This window comes from Bifidobacterium sp. LH_417, assembly GCF_056357035.1.
Window position 1 is genome coordinate 93,732 of record NZ_JBKEVI010000002.1, and the last position, 18,045, is coordinate 111,776.

General features: G+C 66.5%; 11 protein-coding genes. 9 read left to right on the top strand and 2 right to left on the bottom strand.

The genetic code is table 11. From position 1 onward, the window contains the following. Positions 1-21 precede the first annotated feature (21 nt). The 5 genes from AC1AYR_RS02555 (at position 22) to AC1AYR_RS02575 (ending at position 7,289) form a co-directional block, all read left to right on the top strand. A complete protein-coding gene (locus tag AC1AYR_RS02555; RefSeq protein ID WP_476511276.1) occupies positions 22-954 on the top strand; it encodes a carbohydrate ABC transporter permease in 933 nt (310 codons plus the stop codon). Then, entirely contained in the window at positions 951-1,952 is a 1,002-nt protein-coding gene (locus AC1AYR_RS02560) for a carbohydrate ABC transporter permease (protein WP_476511275.1), read from the top strand. Before AC1AYR_RS02555 ends, AC1AYR_RS02560 begins: the two co-directional genes overlap by 4 nt. Before the next feature lie 69 nt (positions 1,953-2,021). After that, positions 2,022-4,100, top strand: a complete 2,079-nt coding sequence (locus AC1AYR_RS02565; RefSeq protein WP_476511274.1) for a beta-galactosidase — start codon at positions 2,022-2,024, stop codon at positions 4,098-4,100. A 228-nt stretch (positions 4,101-4,328) separates the two neighbouring features. After that, positions 4,329-5,669, top strand: coding sequence for an ABC transporter substrate-binding protein (locus AC1AYR_RS02570; RefSeq protein ID WP_476511273.1), 1,341 nt, complete (start codon positions 4,329-4,331; stop codon positions 5,667-5,669). Between the two features lie 204 nt (positions 5,670-5,873). Beyond that, positions 5,874-7,289, top strand: coding sequence for an ABC transporter substrate-binding protein (locus AC1AYR_RS02575; RefSeq protein WP_034529286.1), 1,416 nt, complete (start codon positions 5,874-5,876; stop codon positions 7,287-7,289). A 65-nt stretch (positions 7,290-7,354) separates the two neighbouring features. On the opposite strand, the gene AC1AYR_RS02580 is transcribed toward AC1AYR_RS02575, so the two are convergent. Together AC1AYR_RS02580 and AC1AYR_RS02585 are read right to left on the bottom strand one after the other, a co-directional pair. After that, positions 7,355-8,119 carry a type III pantothenate kinase gene (locus AC1AYR_RS02580; protein ID WP_476511272.1) on the bottom strand — a complete coding sequence of 255 codons (765 nt, stop codon included), beginning with the start codon at positions 8,117-8,119 and terminating at the stop codon, positions 7,355-7,357. A gap of 29 nt (positions 8,120-8,148) precedes the next feature. Next, on the bottom strand, positions 8,149-9,609 hold the full coding sequence (locus AC1AYR_RS02585) for a bifunctional phosphopantothenoylcysteine decarboxylase/phosphopantothenate synthase (protein ID WP_476511271.1): 1,461 nt from the start codon (positions 9,607-9,609) through the stop codon (positions 8,149-8,151). Positions 9,610-9,974: 365 nt separating this feature from the next. Between AC1AYR_RS02585 and AC1AYR_RS02590 the strand changes: the two genes are divergently transcribed. The 4 genes from AC1AYR_RS02590 to AC1AYR_RS02605 all read left to right on the top strand — a co-directional run bounded on the left by AC1AYR_RS02590 (position 9,975) and on the right by AC1AYR_RS02605 (position 18,037). Continuing rightward, on the top strand, positions 9,975-14,069 hold the full coding sequence (locus tag AC1AYR_RS02590) for a DEAD/DEAH box helicase (RefSeq protein WP_476511270.1): 4,095 nt from the start codon (positions 9,975-9,977) through the stop codon (positions 14,067-14,069). Between the two features lie 196 nt (positions 14,070-14,265). After that, positions 14,266-15,021 (top strand): 4-hydroxy-tetrahydrodipicolinate reductase, encoded by a 756-nt coding sequence (gene dapB / locus AC1AYR_RS02595; RefSeq protein WP_476511269.1) that lies wholly within the window; start codon positions 14,266-14,268, stop codon positions 15,019-15,021. A gap of 66 nt (positions 15,022-15,087) precedes the next feature. Further along, on the top strand, positions 15,088-15,993 hold the full coding sequence (gene dapA, locus AC1AYR_RS02600; RefSeq protein WP_476511268.1) for a 4-hydroxy-tetrahydrodipicolinate synthase: 906 nt from the start codon (positions 15,088-15,090) through the stop codon (positions 15,991-15,993). A 178-nt stretch (positions 15,994-16,171) separates the two neighbouring features. Further along, positions 16,172-18,037, top strand: coding sequence for a ribonuclease J (locus AC1AYR_RS02605; protein ID WP_476511267.1), 1,866 nt, complete (start codon positions 16,172-16,174; stop codon positions 18,035-18,037). Positions 18,038-18,045 lie beyond the last annotated feature (8 nt).

Genomic DNA, 18,045 nt, shown 5'->3' on the forward strand with positions numbered 1-18,045 from the left:
CCTTCGAAGGAGAGGGTTGGTATGGCCTCAAGTGATGTGACCGCCGCAGTGGCGCCGGGTCATTCCGCTTCGGCCCGTGTGAACAAGCACAAGGCCGATTGGCGTGGGTGGAAGTTCATGTGGCCGTTCGCGGTGGTGTTCGTGTTCGTGTTCATCATCCCGATCGTGTACGCGATCTATATCTCGTTCTTCAAGAAGCAGATGATCGGCGGCACCAAGTTCGTCGGACTGGGCAACTACGCCGCGCTGATGCACGACCACCAGTTCTGGTCGTCCGTCGGCCGCGTGGCCCTGTTCACCGTGGTGCAGGTGCCGATCATGCTGTTCCTCGCCGCGGCGATGGCGCTCGCCATCGACTCGATGAAGCTGCATGGCACGAAGTTCTTCCGCATCTCCACGTTCCTGCCCTACGCGGTGCCCGCCGTGGTGTCCACTCTGATCTGGGGCTTCGTGTACGGCGCGAAATACGGCCTCGTCGGCTCCCTCAACGACCTGCTCGGCACGAACATCGACATGTTCAACCCGAACGTGCTGCTCGCCTCGATCGGCAACATCAACACCTGGGAGTTCACCGGCTACAACATGCTGATCTTCTACAGCTCGCTCTCTACCATCCCGCACTCGCTCTACGAGGCCGCGTCGATCGACGGCGCGTCCGAATGGCAGATCGTCAAGTCGATCAAGCTGCCGGAGCTCAAGGGCAGCCTCGCGATCACGGTGATCTTCTCGATCATCGGTTCGTTCCAGCTGTTCAACGAGCCCTCCATCCTCCAGTCGATGGTCCCCGGCAACGCGATCACCACGTACTACACGCCGAACATGTACGCGTACAACCTGTCGTTCTCCGGCAACCAGGCGAACTACGCGGCCGCCCTCGCCATCGTCATGGCCATCATCACCATGGCCATCGCGTACGCGGTCCAGCTCAACAGCATGAAGGAGCAGATGAAGTGAGCACGGCAACCGGTATCAAGACATTGACCCCCGCTGAATTGAAGGCGCAGGAGAAGGCCGCGAAGGCCGCCGAGAAGGCCCGCCAGAAGCGCATCGCCAAGGACGAGGCCGCCGAGCGCAAGCGCGCGGAGAAGTCCGGCTTCGCGAACGTGAACAATCCGCGTCGTTCGGTGCTGATGACGATTCTGTGCGCGATCTTCGCCGTGTACTGCCTGTTCCCGTTCGTCTATCTGATGATCAACGCCACGAAGACGCAGGCCGACTTCACGTCGACGTTCGGTCTCGGCTTCGGCCACACGTTCGCCCTGTGGGACAACATCACGACCGTGTTCACCTACCAGGACGGCATCTTCGGCCGCTGGCTGATCAACACGCTCCTGTACGTGGTGGTCGGCGCGGGCGGCGCGACCCTGCTCGCCATCATGGGCGGCTACGCGCTGGCCAAGTTCCGCTTCCCCGGCCGCAAGGCCGTGTTCGCGGTCATCATCGGTTCGATCTCGGTGCCGGGCATCGCCCTCGCGGTCCCGCAGTTCCTCCTGTTCGCCAAGCTGGGGCTCACGAACACCCCGTGGGCCATGATCATCCCGTCGCTGATCTCGCCGTTCGGTCTGTACCTCATGTGGATCTTCTCCGAGCAGGCCGTGCCGACCGAGCTGCTCGAGGCGGCGCGCGTCGACGGCGCCTCCGAGCTGCGCACCTTCTGGACGATCTCGCTGCCGCTGCTCGCCCCCGGCATCGTCACCACCGCACTGTTCACGATCGTCGCGACGTGGAACAACTACTTCCTGCCGCTCATCATGCTGAAGGACGCGAACTGGTACCCGCTGACCATCGGCTTGAACCAGTGGAAGGACCAGGCGTCGACTGCTGGTGGTCAGGCGATCCAGAACCTCGTCATCACCGGTTCGCTGATCACGATCATCCCGCTGGTCATCGCGTTCCTGTGCCTGCAGAAGTACTGGCAGTCCGGCCTCGCCGCCGGCGCCGTCAAGGAATGATGACAACGGGTGCGGCGGCGTCGCGCATCCGGCCTCGCCGCCGCACCCCGCTCACCAGGAAAGAGCATCATGACAGAACGTAGAGCATTCCAATGGCCGCAGCCGTTGGGCGGCGATAAGCCGCGCATCTGGTACGGCGGCGACTACAACCCCGACCAGTGGCCCGAAGAGGTGTGGGACGAGGACATCGCCCTGATGAAGGAGGCCGGCGTGAACCTCGTGTCCGTCGCCATCTTCAGCTGGGCGAAGCTCGAACCGCGCGAAGGCGAATACGACTTCAGCTGGCTCGACCGAGTGATCGACAAGCTCGGCAAGGCCGGCATCGCCGTCGACCTCGCCTCTGGTACCGCCTCGCCGCCCATGTGGATGACGCAGGCGCACCCGGAGATCCTCTGGGTCGACTACCGCGGCGACGTATGCCGGCCCGGCGCCCGCCAGCATTGGCGCGCCACCAGCCCCGTCTTCCTCGAGTACGCGTTGAAGCTGTGCCGCAAGATGGCCGAACACTACAAGGACAACCCGTATGTGGTCGCCTGGCATGTGAGCAACGAGTACGGCTGCCACAACCGCTTCGACTACTCCGACGACGCCGCGCGCGCCTTCCGTGATTGGTGCGAGAAGCGCTACGGCACCATCGAGGCCGTCAACGAGGCGTGGGGCACCGCGTTCTGGGCGCAGCGCATGAACGATTTCTCCGAGATCATCCCGCCGCGTTTCATCGGCGACGGCAACTTCATGAACCCGGGCAAGCTGCTCGACTGGAAGCGGTTCAGCTCCGATGCGCTGCTCGACTTCTACCGTGCCGAACGCGACGCGCTGCTCGAAATCGCGCCCAAGCCGCAGACCACGAACTTCATGATCTCCGCAGGCGGCACCGGTCTCGACTACGACAAGTGGGGCTATGACGTGGACTTCGTGTCCAACGACCACTACTTCACGCCCGGCGAGGCCCATCTCGACGAGCTCGCGTACGCCGCCTCCCTCACCGACGGTGTCGCGCGCAAGCGCCCGTGGTTCCTTATGGAGCACTCCACGTCGTCCGTGAACTGGCGTCCGGTCAACTACCGCAACGAGCCGGGCGAGCTCGTGCGCGACTCGCTCGCGCACCTCGCGATGGGCGCGGACGCGATCTGCTACTTCCAGTGGCGCCAGTCCAAGGCCGGCGCGGAGAAGTGGCATTCCGCGATGGTGCCCCACGCGGGCCCCGACTCGCAGGTGTTCCGCGACGTGTGCGAACTCGGCGACGACCTGAACCTGCTCGCCGACAAGGGCCTGCTCGGCACGACGCTCGTCAGATCCAAGGTGGCCGTGGTCTTCGACTACGAGTCGCAGTGGGCCACCGAGCACACCGCCACGCCCAGCCAGAACGTGCGCCACTGGACCGAGCCGCTCGACTGGTTCCGCGCCCTCGCCGACGTCGGCGTCACCGCCGACGTGGTGCCGGTGCGCGGCGACTGGGACGGCTACGACACCGTCGTGCTGCCCGCCGTCTACATCCTCTCCGAGGAGACGTCGCGCCGCGTGCGCGAGTACGTGGCGAATGGCGGCAAGGTCGTCGTCACCTACTACACGGGACTGTCCGACGAGCGCGACCACGTCTGGCTCGGCGGCTACCCCGGTTCGATCCGCGACGTCGTCGGCGTGCGCGTCGAGGAGCATGCGCCGATGGGAAGCGACTTCCCCGGCGCGATGGACCATCTGGACCTCTCGAACGGCGCCGTCGCGCACGACATCGCCGACGTGATCGGCTCCGTGGCGGAGACGACCCGCGTGCTTGAGACCTTCAAGGCCGACAAGTGGACCGGATTCGACGGCGCGCCCGCCATCACCGTCAACGACTATGGCGACGGCAAGGCCGTGTACGTCGGCGCGAAGCTCGGCCGTGAGGGCATCGCGACGAGCCTGCCGGAGATCCTCGATGTACTCGGCGTGAACGTGCCGGCCGGCGACGACCTCGGCGAGGTGTTGCGCATCGAGCGCGCGGACGCGACGGACGAGAACCATTTCGTGTTCCTGTTCAACCGCACCCACGACGTCGCCGTCGTGGACGTGGAGGGCAAGGCGCTCGTCGCCTCGCTTGCGCAGGTCAACGAGAGCGAGCACACGGCCGCCATCCAGCCGAACGGCGTGCTGGTGGTCAAGCTATGATCGCGTGCTGATCGCCTCGGCGTGTGTTTGCGATAACACGCCGAGGCGATTAGCGAAAATTTCAACTGTATGTATAATGATGTTATCGCAACCATCAGCGAGGAAACGGTGGAGGAAACCGGTTCTCACAGTCGAGAATCACCACAGGTGACGATTGGCTGCTGGTGGCGACGGTAGACAACAGGTCTTCGGCCGGACGGACGGCCGGAGGGAAGGAGCACAAGGACGATGAAGTTCACCAATGCGAAGAAGGCCATCGCGCTCACCGGCGCGATCGCGATGCTCGCCAGCGTCGCGGCCTGCGGATCCGACACCAGCTCGCAGCCGGCCCAGGAGAAGGACGCCAAGGAGATCACCGTGTGGGCCTGGGAGCCCACGCTGACCCAGGTCGCCAAGGACTTCACGAAGGAGACTGGCATCAAGGTCAACCTCAAGAACGTCGGCACCAACACCAAGGAGTACACGCAGCTCGACAACGCCATCTCCGCCGGCTCCGGCGCCCCCGACGTCGCCCAGATCGAGTACTACGCGATCCCGCAGTACGCCATCAAGGGCAACCTGCTCGACATCACCGACAAGACCAGCGGCTACGAGGACTTCTACACGCCCGGCCCGTGGGCCTCCGTGCAGTTCGCCGGCAAGGTCTACGGCCTGCCGATGGACTCCGGCCCGATGGCGTTCTTCTACAACAAGGAGGTCTTCGACAAGGCCGGCGTCGACGCCGAGCAGATCAAGACCTGGGACGACTACTACGAGGCCGCCAAGAAGATCCACGCCCTCGGCGACAACTACTACATCACCTCCGACACCGGCGACGCCGGCTTCTACGATTCGATGACCTGGCTGGCCGGCGCCACCCCGTTCAAGACCTCCTCCGACGGCTCCGAGGTGACCATCAACCTCACCGGCGACGCCAAGGTCAAGGAGTTCAACGACTTCTGGCAGAAGATGCTCGACGAGGGCCTGCTCGACACCAAGACCACCGGCTGGTCCGAGGACTGGTTCAAGGGCATGACCGACGGCACCATCGCCTCCCTGCTCACCGGCGCCTGGATGCCGGCCAACCTCGCCAACTCCGCGGCCGCGGGCGCCGGCAAGTGGCGCGTCACCCAGATGCCGACCGCCGACGGCTCCGCCACCAACTCCGAGAACGGCGGCTCCTCGCTCGCCGTGCTCCAGTCCTCCACCAAGGCCGATGCCGCGTACAAGTTCATCGAGTACGCGAACCACGGCGACGGCGTGGCCACCCGCGTGGCCGGCGGCGCCTTCCCGGCCGACAAGGCCTCCATGGAGTCCGACTCCTTCAAGAACGCCACCACGGTGAAGAACTCCGACGGTGAGGACGTCGACTACTTCGGCGGCCAGAAGTACAACGAGGTCCTCGCCAAGGCGGCCGAGAACGTCTCCTCCGACTACCAGTTCCTGCCGTTCGAGGTCAAGGCCCGCACCATCTTCGGCGACTACCTCGGCAAGTCCTACACCGGCGATCAGAAGCTGAGCGACGGCGTCGCCGCCTGGCAGAAGGCCCTGCAGGACTACGGCAAGGATCAGGGCTTCACCGTCAAGTGATCCCATCCGCTTCCGGCCGCATCCGCCGGAAGCGACACCGCAACGCGAACAGCCCCGTCGATTCGTCGACGGGGCTTTCCCGTATGCTCCCCGATGTTCGTCAATCTCCATCCCCGCCGTCCGCCTCCGTCAGCGGACGTGGTGTGTAGACTTGTCACAGAACAACGGCATGACGGCAAGGAGCGGGATCATATGGCATCACGAATGGTCGCACGGATCAGACGCGCCGCCGCCGTGGCGTGCGCCTCGCTCGCCGTCGTCGCGACCGCCGCATGCGGCTCCGCAGCGGATACCCGCACGCACATCACCGTGTGGAGCTGGGAGCCGAGTATGGCGGAGGTCGTCGACCGGTTCGAGGAGGCGAACCCCGACGTCGCCGTCGATCTGGAGGACGTCTCCGGCTACGACAACCTCAACACCGCCATCCAGGACGGCTACGGCATGCCCGACGTGGCGCAGATCGAATACTTCGCGCTCCTCCAGTACGCGGTCTCCGGGCAACTGCTCGACATCTCCGATTATGTAGGCGACGACTACGCGAACTTCTACACGCCCGGCACGTGGTCGAGCGTCCAACTCGCCGGACGCATCTACGGCCTGCCGATGGACTCCGGCCCGATGGCGTTCTTCTACAACAAGGACGTGTTCGACCAGGTCGGCGTCGACGCCTCGCAAATCAGAACTTGGGACGACTACTACGAGGCCGCGAAGAAACTCAAACGCATCGGCGTCTACATCACCGCCGACGCGGGCGACGCCAGCTTCTACGCGGCGATGATCTGGCTCACCGGCGGCCAGCCGTTCCACACCAGCCCGGACGGCAAGACCGTCACCGTCGACCTCGACGGCGACGACGGCACGGAACGGTTCACCGCCTTCTGGCAGAAGATGATCGACGAGGGACTCATCGACACGCGGCGCACCACTTGGTCGGACAGCTGGAAGCGTGCGCTCGGCACCGGCACCATCGCCTCCGTGTTCTCCGGCGCGTGGATGCCGTCCCTGCTGCTCAGCGATGTGCTCGGTGCCGCCGGACTATGGCGCGTCTCCACCATGCCCACGCCCGACGGGCAGGCCACCAACGCCGAGAACGGCGGTTCCGCGATGGCCGTGCTCCAATCCACGCGCAAACCCGAAGCCTCCTACCGTTTCGTCGACTTCGTCACGCACGACCGGCAGGGCATCGAGGCGCGCGTGGCCGGCGGATCGTTCCCCGCGGATCTCGCCACCCTGTCCAGCAAGGAGTTCCTCGACAAGACCACGGTGCGCAACGCGAACGGCGTCGACATCCCCTACTTCGGCGGGCAGCAGTTCAACCGCGTCCTCGCCGAAGCCGCCGAGGACGTGTCGGTCGGGTACCAGTACCTGCCGTTCGAGGTGTACGCGCGCTCCGACTTCCGCAGCACCGTCGGCGAGGCCTACCGGTGGGAGAGCTCATGGCAGTCCTATCTGCGCCGGCAGCGGCAGATCGCGGCCGGCATGACCGACAACGACGGCAAGCCGCTCGAACCGTACGCGCTGCCGGGGGAGAAGGTGAGCCTCGCCAAGGGCATCGCATCCTGGCAGGCCGATCTGCGCGAATACGGCACCAACCAGGGCTTCAACGTGCTGAACCGGTGAGCCGGTGAGCCCGGCGAGCCCGGCGACGAATCCGGTGGCATGGCGGGAGCGTCGGAGCCTGGCGCTCACACGTTGCGCGAATAGATGTACGCCATGCCCTTGAAGATCAGATCCGGATCGTAGACATCGATCATATCCGTGTCGTCCTTGAAGATGCGGCTCAGCCCGCCGGTCGCCACCACCTGGAACGGCTCGTCGATCTCCTTGCGGAATTGGGCGATCGTGCGTTCGATGCCGCCGAGGAACGTGTAGTAGAGGCCCGCCTGCATGGCCGTGCGCGTGTTCGTGGCCAGCACCGACTGCGGCCGCGTGATCTCCACCTCGGGCAGCTGCGCGGTCTGCCCCCACAGCGCCTCCGCGCCCGTGCGGATGCCCGTCGTGATGAACCCGGAGACGATCGTGCCCGTCCCATCCACGTAGTTGAACGTCGTCGCCGTACCGAAATCGGCCACCAGCACCGGGCCTCCGTACGTGTGGTAGGCGCCAGCGCAGTCGGCGATGCAGTCGGAGCCGAGCGTCTTCGGGTCATCGAGGCGGATGTTCATGCCGGTCTTGATGCCCGGCCCCACGACCATCGGCTCAAGGCCGAGGAACTTGATGATCGACGAGCGGAACGAATACATGACCTTCGGCACCACCGAGCAGACGATCACGTCGTCCACGTCGCGGGCCGTGTAGTGGCTCAATGCGAGGAACTGCATGATCATCAGACCGTATTCGTCCGACGTGTGCGTCGCCTTCGTGGTGATGCGGTAGGAGCCGACGATGCGCCCGTCCTCCAGAAAACCGATCACGATGTTCGTATTGCCGATATCGACCGCCATCAGCATGATGCGTATCTCCTTAATGCTCGCGCATACTATTGGCGCAGCGCCGCGAGCCGCAGCAGCAACCGCTTCGCCAACGTCGTCTTGTCCATCTTCTCCCAATGCTCGATATGCGGCGTCTGCTCATCCGGGCCTCCCGGCGTGAGCACGGTCACCACGTTCGTGTCCGTGGCGAACCCGGCGCCCGGTTCTCTCAGATTGTTCGCCACGAGCATGTCGCAATGCTTGCCGGAAAGCTTTTTGGCGGCGTTGCGCACCAGGTGCTCGGTCTCCATCGCGAATCCGCACAGCACCTGCGAGCCGTCGTCGCGCTTGCGGCCGCCCGCCCAGGCGAGAATGTCCGGGTTGGCGACCAGCCTCAACGTGATCGCGTCGCGTCCCGCCTTCTTGATCTTCTCGTCCGCGACCTCTTCCACGCGGAAATCGCCGACCGCCGCCGCCATCACCGTGATGTCCGCCGCCGCGAACGCGTCCGACACCGCCTCGAACATGTCGCGGGCGGTGGTCACCGGCACGACGTCCACGCCGGCGGGCGCGTCGAGCGCGACCGGGCCGGAAACCAACGTGACCTTCGCACCCAGTTCGACCGCCGCCGCGGCGATCGCATAGCCCATCTTGCCGGTCGAATGGTTCGTGAGGTAGCGCACCGGGTCGAGTGGCTCCTGCGTCGGTCCCGCCGTGACCAGCACGTTCACGCCCTTGAGTGGCAGCGATGCGGTCGCGCCGTGGGAATCCGGCCCGGCAATGGGCTCGGTCGGCGTGCCGTCCGCGTTGATCGGCGTGCCGTCCGCGTCGGTCGGCGTGCCGTCCGCGTTGGTCGGCGTGCCGACCGCGTCGGTCGGAGCGGCGTCGCCGCGTTCGTGCCCATCGTGTCCGCTGCCGCTGCCGTCATGGTCTCCGCGGATGCTGCCGTCATGGTCGCCGCCGCCGGGCAGCAGCCTTGCGGCGGCCAGTTCGATCGCCTCCGGTTCTGGCATACGGCCACGGCCCGTGTCGCCGCACGCGAGTGTGCCGGACGCCGGGTCGAGCACCGTCCACCCGAATCCGCGGCAGACGTCGAGATTGCGCTGCGTGGCCGGATTATCGAACATGTGCACGTTCATCGCGGGGCACAGAAGCTTCGGCCCCTCATAGGCGAGGATCGTGGAGGTGAGCGTGTCGTCCGCCATTCCCGCGGCGATGCGCGCGATCACGTCGGCGCTTGCCGGCGCCACGACGAGCAGGTCGGCCCAGGCGGCGTCCCGCACATGGTTGATGGTCGCCGGCGTCGGATTCGCGGCCACGTCGCCGGGAACCGAAGGGGAGTCGGGGAACATCGCGGTGCGCGTCGGCTCGCCGGTCAGCGAGGTGAAGGTGAGCGGCGAGACGAACCGTTCCGCCGCCGCCGTCTCGATCACGCGGACCGTGTGCCCCGTTTTCGTCCAATCGGACGCCAGATGACAGGCCTTGAACGCGGCGATGCTGCCGGTGACGCCCAGAAGAATACGTGCCATGGTTGTGAAAAGCCTCCCGGCCGGGAATCCCGGTCGAATCTATGCCGATGCCGCCGTGCACTGCGGTCGCCGCGGACCACCCGTCGACGCCGCACACCAGTATAGCGGCCGTTTCGGCGTGCGATCGCGGTTCCTTTGGTTCTTCTGGTCTTCCTTTGGTGGTCGTTCCCGGGGTTGCGCGGCGGGGGCGAATCAGGAATGGCCGTATTCCGGCCTCGTCGGCATGGTCTCAGCCAGCGGATGTGCATTCGGTTACCAAGGGAATGCGCCAAGAACCAAAGGAATGACGGAATGGGCGGTGAACGGCGTCATATGGGCCTGCGATGGTTTCTCCACTAGAATGGCGGAGACGAAAGGAGCCGTGGATGGGGTTCAACGTGTTCGGACATGTGGACGGCGAAGGGGATGCCTATGATGCCGATGCCGCCGACGGCTTCGGTGGGGCCGACGGCTTCGGTGGGGCCGACGGCTTCGGATATGGATTCGGCTACGGCGCATGGGATGAGGACGATGCCCGGGGCGATATCTGGAATGACGGGGGCGACACTGGCATCCCGCTGAATTCCCTGCGTGTTTCGCTGGCGACGAACGCCTCGCCCGTGGTGCTCATGCGCGCCCGCGCGATCGCATCGGCGCGCGCCGGCAAGATGGACGACCTCGTCTACGAACTGGACGCGCGCACCGGCCTCGCGACGATCTCCGGGCGGGTCCGCGGCAGTTCCAGCCCCTCCAGCCGGTACACGGTCAACGTGTACTTCCACACGGACACCGGCGATGTCACCGGCGGCGGCTGCACCTGTCCCGCCTATACGCGCGGATACGACATCTGCAAGCATATGGCCGCGCTCGTGCTGGCGTTCGTCGCCGATCCGGAGGCGTTCCGCGGGTATGGATCGGGAGGGGCGGTACGCTCCTCCCGGGGTCTGCTCGCCGCCATGCAGCGCATTGACGAGCAGGAGGAGTTGGAGCGTCAGGCGAAACGCCGCGCGGCCATGATCGCCGCCGGCACATCGGACGGCGACGCAGACGGGCGTGCCGGACATGCCGTGCGCGCCCGGCAACGGCGGAGCGGCGAGCCGGAACGGCACGCGCCGCACCCCGGCGACGTGGAGCTCACGCCGGTCCTCACCTATCTGGACGGCCGGTGGAGCGTGCAGTTCCGCATCGGCTTGCGCGGCGGGGTCTCCTACGTGCTCAAATCCATCGACGACCTGCTTGACGACGTGCGCTTCCGTCGATATCGCGAATACGGCAAGAAGCTCGCGTTCACGCATACTCCCGGCATGTTCGATCCCCATGCACGCGCGTTGCTCGGCTTCCTCGCGCAGGCGGCTGATCTGCGCCGGGCGGTGGATCTTCAGGACTCCCGGTACGGCAGGCTCGGTTCCATCGACATCGGGCGGCATCTCACGCTGGCCGAATCCGAGGTCGCGCGCATACTCGACCTGGTCGCCGGCGACGACATCGGTCTGGTGGTCGATGCCTGGTACATGTCGTCGCCATCCACCGTGCACGTCGAGAACGTTCCGGATGGGGGTGCTGACCTTGACGGCGCTCGGACGGGGGAGCGGACGCCCGCGTTCGCGCCGGTCGTGACGATGACGCGCATCAGCGGTGACGGCGGCGTCGACGGGTATGCGCTCGCCGGCACGCCGCCGGTCGCGGCCACGATCACGGGGGAACGCGGCGTATGGCTGATGTTGCCTCCCGTGGGGAGGGGCGGCCGTGCCGCGCGCCCAGGCGGTACGAGGCTCTCCCGGCAGGGACGTGAGACGTTGCATGTGAGCGCCGCCGGATACCGGTTCGTGCGTTGTCCGAAGGCGCTGGAGCCGGTCGCCGACCTGCTGCCCGTGGTGTGTGCCGCGCCGGACCCGTACTCGGACGGTGCGGACTCGGTCACGGGGGAGCGCATCGCCTTCGATGATGCGCCCCTGTTCGCGCGCACGCTGCTGCCGCGTCTGCTCGACAGCGGTCTCCTGCCGGCCGGCAACGTGCCGAAGGAGATCGTGCTGTTGCGGCCCGTCGCATGCGAGCCCGAGTTCTATCTTGACCGCGACGAGCGGGGCGTCACCTGCGAGGCGAAGGCCCGGTACGGTTCGCGCGAGATGATCGTCGTGCCCCAAAGCGGCGGTGATTTCGCGCCGGGATTGAGGCCCGAGGTCGGTGCCGGGCGTGACTTCGGGGCGGAGCGCACCATGTTCGATACCGTGCGCACGTACTTCTCCGTGGACGACCCCGCGCAGCCCGGGCGCATCGGCCGGGACGAGACCACGCGCATCGTCGCCCTGTTCGACGAGGGACTCGCCGCGTTGCGCGCACAAGGCAAGGTGTTCACCACGCCCGCGTTCGACCGTATGCTCGCGCCGAAGCCGCCGAGCGTGAAGGTCGGCCTGTCGGTCAAGTCGAATCTCGTGGAGATCTCGCCGATCGCCGACGAAGTGCCGGCCGACGAGGTCGGCTCGCTGCTCGCCGCCTACCGTCGCCGTCAACGTTTCCACCGTCTGAAGGACGGCACGTTCGTCGATCTGAAGGGCGCGGATCTGGAGGCGCTCGACCGGTTCGCCGGCGATTTCGACCTGGACGAATCCGAACTTGACGCGGGGCCGGTCACGCTGCCCGGCATGCAGGCGTTCCTGCTCGACGGCGAGCTCGCCGGGGAGGGCGTCGTCAAGGAGCCCTCGTTCATGGCGTATGTGGACGAGCTCAAGGCCATCGACCCCGAGCGCTACCAGGTGCCGGCGGAACTTGCCCACGTGCTCAGACCGTATCAGGTGGACGGCTACCGGTGGCTGCGCACCCTGTGCGACAAGGGGTTCGGCGGCATTCTCGCCGACGAGATGGGACTCGGCAAATCCGTGCAGCTCATCACGCTGCTCGTCGCGCTCGCGGGTGAGCGGTGTGGGGCCGGACAGCAGGACGGCGCGGATGCTGTGAGTGCCGCTGGTGCCGCGGGTGCTACGGACACGGAGGGCGTTGCTGGTGCTATGAACACGGCGGGCGTTGCGGGTGCTGTGGATATCGCGGGTGCTGCGGACGCTCGGTCGGAACGCGCCTTGCCGTCGCTCGTCGTGTGCCCCGCCTCGCTCGTCTACAACTGGGCCGCCGAGTTCGCGAAGTTCGCGCCCGACGTGCGTGCCGTCACGGTCGCCGGTACGAAGGCGGAGCGCCGCGCCGCGATTGCGCGGTATGCGGGCGGCGTGGCGGACGGAGGGCATGATCCGGCCGGCGCGGATGCCGTGGATGGTGCGGATGATGCGGATGATGCGCGTTCCACCGGCGGCGGGACCGCGGCTACCGTGCTCATCACTTCGTATGACCTGCTGCGCCGCGACGTGGACGACTACCGGGACGTGCGTTTCGACGTGATGGCGCTCGACGAGGCGCAGGTCATCAAGAACCACACGACCAAGATCGCCAAGGCCGTCAAGACCGTCGACGCCGCCCATCGGTTCGCGCTGACCGGCACGCCGATCGAGAACCGGCTGAGCGAACTGTGGAGCATCTTCGACTTCCTCATGCCCGGACTGCTCGGCTCATACAAGCGCTTCCACGAACGCTACGAGCTGCCGATCTCGGGCGGCCGCGCCGCGGACGCCGACAGCGCCGAGGGACGCGCCGCCGCGCAGGTCAACCCGGAAGAGCTGCGCGTGGCGCGGCGTCTCCAGGCGCTCGTCGGCGTGTTCATCAAACGACGGCTCAAGTCGCAGGTGCTCACCGACCTGCCCGACAAGATCGAGACCACCGTCACCGTGCAGTTGGAAGGCGAACAACGCAAGCTCTACGCGGCGCACGAGCAGCGGCTGCGCAAACAGCTCGAACACGAGGGCGACGACGATTTCAACACGTCGAAGATCCGCATCCTCGCCGAACTGACCGGACTGCGCCAGATCTGCTGCGACCCGCGGCTCCTCTACGCGAACGCGAAGGACCGGTCCGCGAAGCTCGCCGCCATCGCCGAACTCGTCTCCAGCTGCATGTCCGAAGGCAAGAAGGCGCTCGTCTTCTCCCAGTTCACCGGGTTCCTCGACCTGATTGGCGAGCGGCTCGACCATGAGGGCGTCCGATACTATCGGATCGACGGCTCCACGCCGAAGAAACACCGCCTCGAACTCGTCGACCGGTTCAACGCCGACGCGACACCCGTGTTCCTCATCTCGCTCAAGGCCGGCAACACCGGACTGAACCTCGTCGGCGCGAGCGTCGTCATCCACGCCGACCCATGGTGGAACGCGGCCGCGCAGGATCAGGCCACCGACCGCGCGCACCGCATCGGCCAACGCCACGATGTGGACGTGTACCGGATCGTCGCCAAGGACACGATCGAGGAGCGCATCCTCGAACTGCAGCACACGAAGAGCGCGCTCGCACGGCAATTCACCGACGCGTCGGCGCTCGCCGAGGCGGCGCCCGCGTCCATCGCCTCGCTCACCCGCGACGACCTGCTGGGACTGCTCGAATGACGCAGTGCGGCATGCGCCGGGCTACGGCGCGACGATGCGCCGCGGTGACGTTCCGCGCCGGTCTGCCGCAGATGCGGCGTGTCTGACAGATGGGCGAAACGGCGACGGCCGCGTCCGCGGTGATAGGCTCGTGACGGATACGACAGCATGCGCGTCGCGCACGCGCAGGGAACGAATCGAAGAAAAGGAGCACAACATGATCAGGGTTTCGGTGGTCGGAGCGAAGGGCCGCATGGGATCGCATGTGGTGGACGCGGTGAACGGCGCGGCCGACACGCAGCTCGCGCTCGCGCTCGACGCGGGCGACGACCTCACCGCCATCACGCCGGACAACACGGACGTCGTCGTCGAATTCACCGTGCCCGCCGTGAGCCTGACGAACGTGCTCGCGCTCGTCGCGCAGGGCGTCGACGTGGTCGTCGGCACCACCGGCTGGACCGAGGAGAAGCTCGCGAAGGTGCGTGAGGCCATCGCAGCCGGCCCGCGCCCGGAGAGCCAGAAGGTGTTCATCGCGCCGAACTTCGCGATCTCCGCCGTGCTCGCTGACCACTTCTCCACGCAGGCCGCCAAGTACTTCGAGTCGGTGGAGGTCATCGAGCTGCACCACCCGGACAAGGTGGACGCGCCCTCCGGCACCGCCATCCACACCGCGGCCGGCATCGCCGCCGCGCGCAAGGCCGCAGGCCTCGGCCCCGTGCCGGACAACACGCAGACCGACGGCGGCTCGCGCGGCCAGGTCGTCGACGGCGTCCACGTGCACGCCGTGCGCCTGAGGGGCCTCAACGCGCACGAGGAGGTGCTCTTCGGCAACGCCGGCGAGCAGCTCGTCATCCGCGCCGACAGCTTCGACCGCGGCTCGTTCATGCCCGGCGTGCTCCTCGCCGTGCGCAAGCTCGCCGGCGACGCCCCTGCGGGACTCACCGTCGGCCTCGACCAGTTCCTCGATCTGTGATCGGGTTCTGCGACGGAACGTCATACGTTACATAAAGAGTCCACAACGCGAAGTACGGTGAACACTATGACTGAGAGCGCTATGCATCTGCTGAATCCTGCCCCGTTCGGGCGTATCCTGCCCGCGATGGTCACCCCGATGAAGTCCAACGGCGACGTCGATTACGAGGCGGCGCAGAAGCTCGCCAAGCAGCTCGTCGCCGACGGCGCCGACGGCCTCGTCGTCAACGGCACCACCGGCGAATCGCCCGTCACCCACATGGACGAGAAGGTCGACCTCGTCCGTGCGGTCAAGGAGGTCGTGGACGTGCCGGTCATCTCCGGCGCCGGCTCCAACGACACCGCGCACACCGTGCGCATGGTCGAACAGACCCAGGAGGCGGGCGCCGACGCGGTGCTCGTCGTCATGCCCTACTACTCCCGCCCGTCCCAGGACGGCGTCTTCGGCCACTACAAGGCCGTCGACGAAAGCACCGACAAGCCGATCATCGTCTACGACGTGCCCGGACGCACCGGGCTCAAGGTGACGGTCGACACCTACGACCGTCTCGCTGAGCTCGAACACGTCGTGGCCGTCAAGGACGCCACCGGCGACCTCGCCGCGGCCGTCGAGAAGCAGCAGCGCACCGGCCTCGCCTGGTATTCGGGCGACGACGGCCTGTTCCTGCCGTTCCTCTCCATCGGCGCCGTCGGCATCATCTCCGTCATCGCGCATGCGGCCGCGAACCCCATGCGCCAGCTCGTCGAGGCCTTCGACCGCGGCGACATCCACGAGGCGCAGCGCCTCGCCAACCAGCTCGCACCGCTCGTCCACGCGCTCAACGGCGACGGCTACCAGGCCGTCATGGCCAAGGCCGCGCTCAAGGTCCGCGGCGTGCTCGACTCCACGTACATGCGTCTGCCGAACGTCGGACCGGACGCCAACCAGCTCGAAAAGGCCGAGATGGGCATGCGGGCCGCAGGCCTGCTGTAAAGGGCGACGAGGCCCCGGTGCCCCCGTTCGCGCGTGGCGTGACGACGCCCGCGACGGGGGACCGGGGCCGTTCGCGTGCATACGCGGATTCCCGCGCGCATGGGCCGGCGGGCAGCCGACACATCTGTCGCCTTCGTGAGAGCACGAAGGCAAGAATTACAGGAAACACAAGAAAGCAATGGCACAAGACAAAGACAAGAACACCAAGAACTCCTCCAAGAACTCGGGCACCTCGCGCCGCCGCGGCTCCTCGACCCGCGGCAAGGGCACCGGCCGCGGCCGCGGCGGAGCCTCCCGCGCCCGCCACCAGAACGTCGGCACGCAGGCCACCGCGCCCCAGCAGGACGCCGTGCTCATCGCTCCGCCGAAGTACCGCAAGGGCTCGATGCGCATCACGCCGCTCGGTGGCCTCGGCGAAATCGGCCGCAACATGAACGTCATCGAATACAACGGCCACCTGCTGCTCATCGACTGCGGCGTGCTCTTCCCCGAAGAGGAGCAGCCGGGCGTCGACCTCATCCTGCCCGACTTCCACTACATCAAGGACCGTCTCGACAAGGTCGAGGCGCTCGTGCTCACCCACGGTCACGAAGACCACATCGGCGGCGTCCCCTACCTGCTCAAGCTGCGCAAGGACATCCCGCTGATCGGCTCCAAGCTCACCCTCGCCTTCGTCGACGCGAAGTGCAAGGAGCACCACATCAACCCCACCAAGGTGGAGGTCGAAGGCCGCGACAAGCTCAAGGTCGGCCCGTTCGACCTCGAGTTCATCACCGTGACCCACTCCATTCCGGACGCGCTCGCCGTGCACGTGAAGACCCCGGCCGGCTCCCTCATCGACACCGGCGACATCAAGCTCGACCAGCTGCCGCTCGACCATAAGATCACCGACCTCGTCGAGTTCGGCAAGATCGGCGAGAAGGGCGTGGACCTGCTCATGATGGACTCCACGAACGCCGAGGTGCCGGGCTTCGTCAAGCCGGAGACCTCCATCGGCCCGGCGCTCGACCAGGCGTTCGCGCAGGCCACCCGCAAGATCATCGTCGCGAGCTTCTCCTCGCACGTCCACCGCGTGCAGCAGGTCGTCGACACCGCCCACAAGTACGGCCGCAAGGTCGTGTTCGTCGGCCGTTCGATGGTGCGCAACATGTCCATCGCCGCCGACCTCGGCTACCTGCACATCCCCGAAGGCACCGTCGTGGATCTCAAGCAGGCCAACGACATCCAGGACGACAAGCTCGTCTACATGTGCACCGGCTCCCAGGGTGAGCCGATGGCCGCCCTCGGCCGCATTGCCGACGGCAACCACCGCGACATCCACGTCAACGAGTTCGACACCGTGATCCTCGCCAGCTCGCTCATCCCGGGCAACGAGCACGGCGTGTACAAGGTCATCAACAAGCTCGTCCAGCTCGGCGCGAAGGTCGTCAACCGCGACAACGCGGCCGTGCACGTCTCCGGCCACTGCAACGAGGGCGAGCTGCTGTACATGTACAACATCGTCAAGCCGAAGTGCGCGATGCCGATCCACGGTGAGAACCGCCACCTCGTCGCCAACGGCCTGATCGCCGTGAAGACCGGCGTCGATCCGCAGAACGTCGTGCTCGCCGAGGACGGCGACGTCGTCGACCTGTACCACGGCAAGGCCGCGGTCGTCGGCTCCGTGCCGTGCGGCTACGTGTACGTCGACGGCGACTCGGTCGGCGAGCTCACCGACGAGGAGCTGGAGAAGCGCCGCATCCTCGGCACCGAGGGCTTCGTCTCCGCGTTCGTCGTGGTCGACTCCGAGGCCCGCGAGGTCGTCTCCGGTCCGAAGATCTACCTGAACGCCGTGGCCGAGGACGAGAGCGAGTTCGACAAGGTGCGCCACCAGATCGTCGAACAGCTCAACGACGCGCTCATGGCCGGCACCACCGACACGTACAAGCTGCAGCAGATCATGCGCCGTACACTCGGCGGCTGGATCGCCCGCCAGCTGCGTCGCAAGCCGATGATCGTGCCCGTCGTGGCCGACATCGCCACCGATGTCACCGAACAGCACTGACCGGATCT

Coding starts and splice junctions, on each gene's coding strand:
- AC1AYR_RS02555 (WP_476511276.1), top strand. CDS start 22: ATGGCCTCAAGTGATGTGACCGCCGCAGTGGCGCCGGGTCATTCCGCT.
- AC1AYR_RS02565 (WP_476511274.1), top strand. CDS start 2,022: ATGACAGAACGTAGAGCATTCCAATGGCCGCAGCCGTTGGGCGGCGAT.
- AC1AYR_RS02570 (WP_476511273.1), top strand. CDS start 4,329: ATGAAGTTCACCAATGCGAAGAAGGCCATCGCGCTCACCGGCGCGATC.
- AC1AYR_RS02575 (WP_034529286.1), top strand. CDS start 5,874: ATGGTCGCACGGATCAGACGCGCCGCCGCCGTGGCGTGCGCCTCGCTC.
- AC1AYR_RS02580 (WP_476511272.1), bottom strand. CDS start 8,119: ATGCTGATGGCGGTCGATATCGGCAATACGAACATCGTGATCGGTTTT.
- AC1AYR_RS02585 (WP_476511271.1), bottom strand. CDS start 9,609: ATGGCACGTATTCTTCTGGGCGTCACCGGCAGCATCGCCGCGTTCAAG.
- AC1AYR_RS02590 (WP_476511270.1), top strand. CDS start 9,975: ATGGGGTTCAACGTGTTCGGACATGTGGACGGCGAAGGGGATGCCTAT.
- dapB (WP_476511269.1), top strand. CDS start 14,266: ATGATCAGGGTTTCGGTGGTCGGAGCGAAGGGCCGCATGGGATCGCAT.
- dapA (WP_476511268.1), top strand. CDS start 15,088: ATGACTGAGAGCGCTATGCATCTGCTGAATCCTGCCCCGTTCGGGCGT.
- AC1AYR_RS02605 (WP_476511267.1), top strand. CDS start 16,172: ATGGCACAAGACAAAGACAAGAACACCAAGAACTCCTCCAAGAACTCG.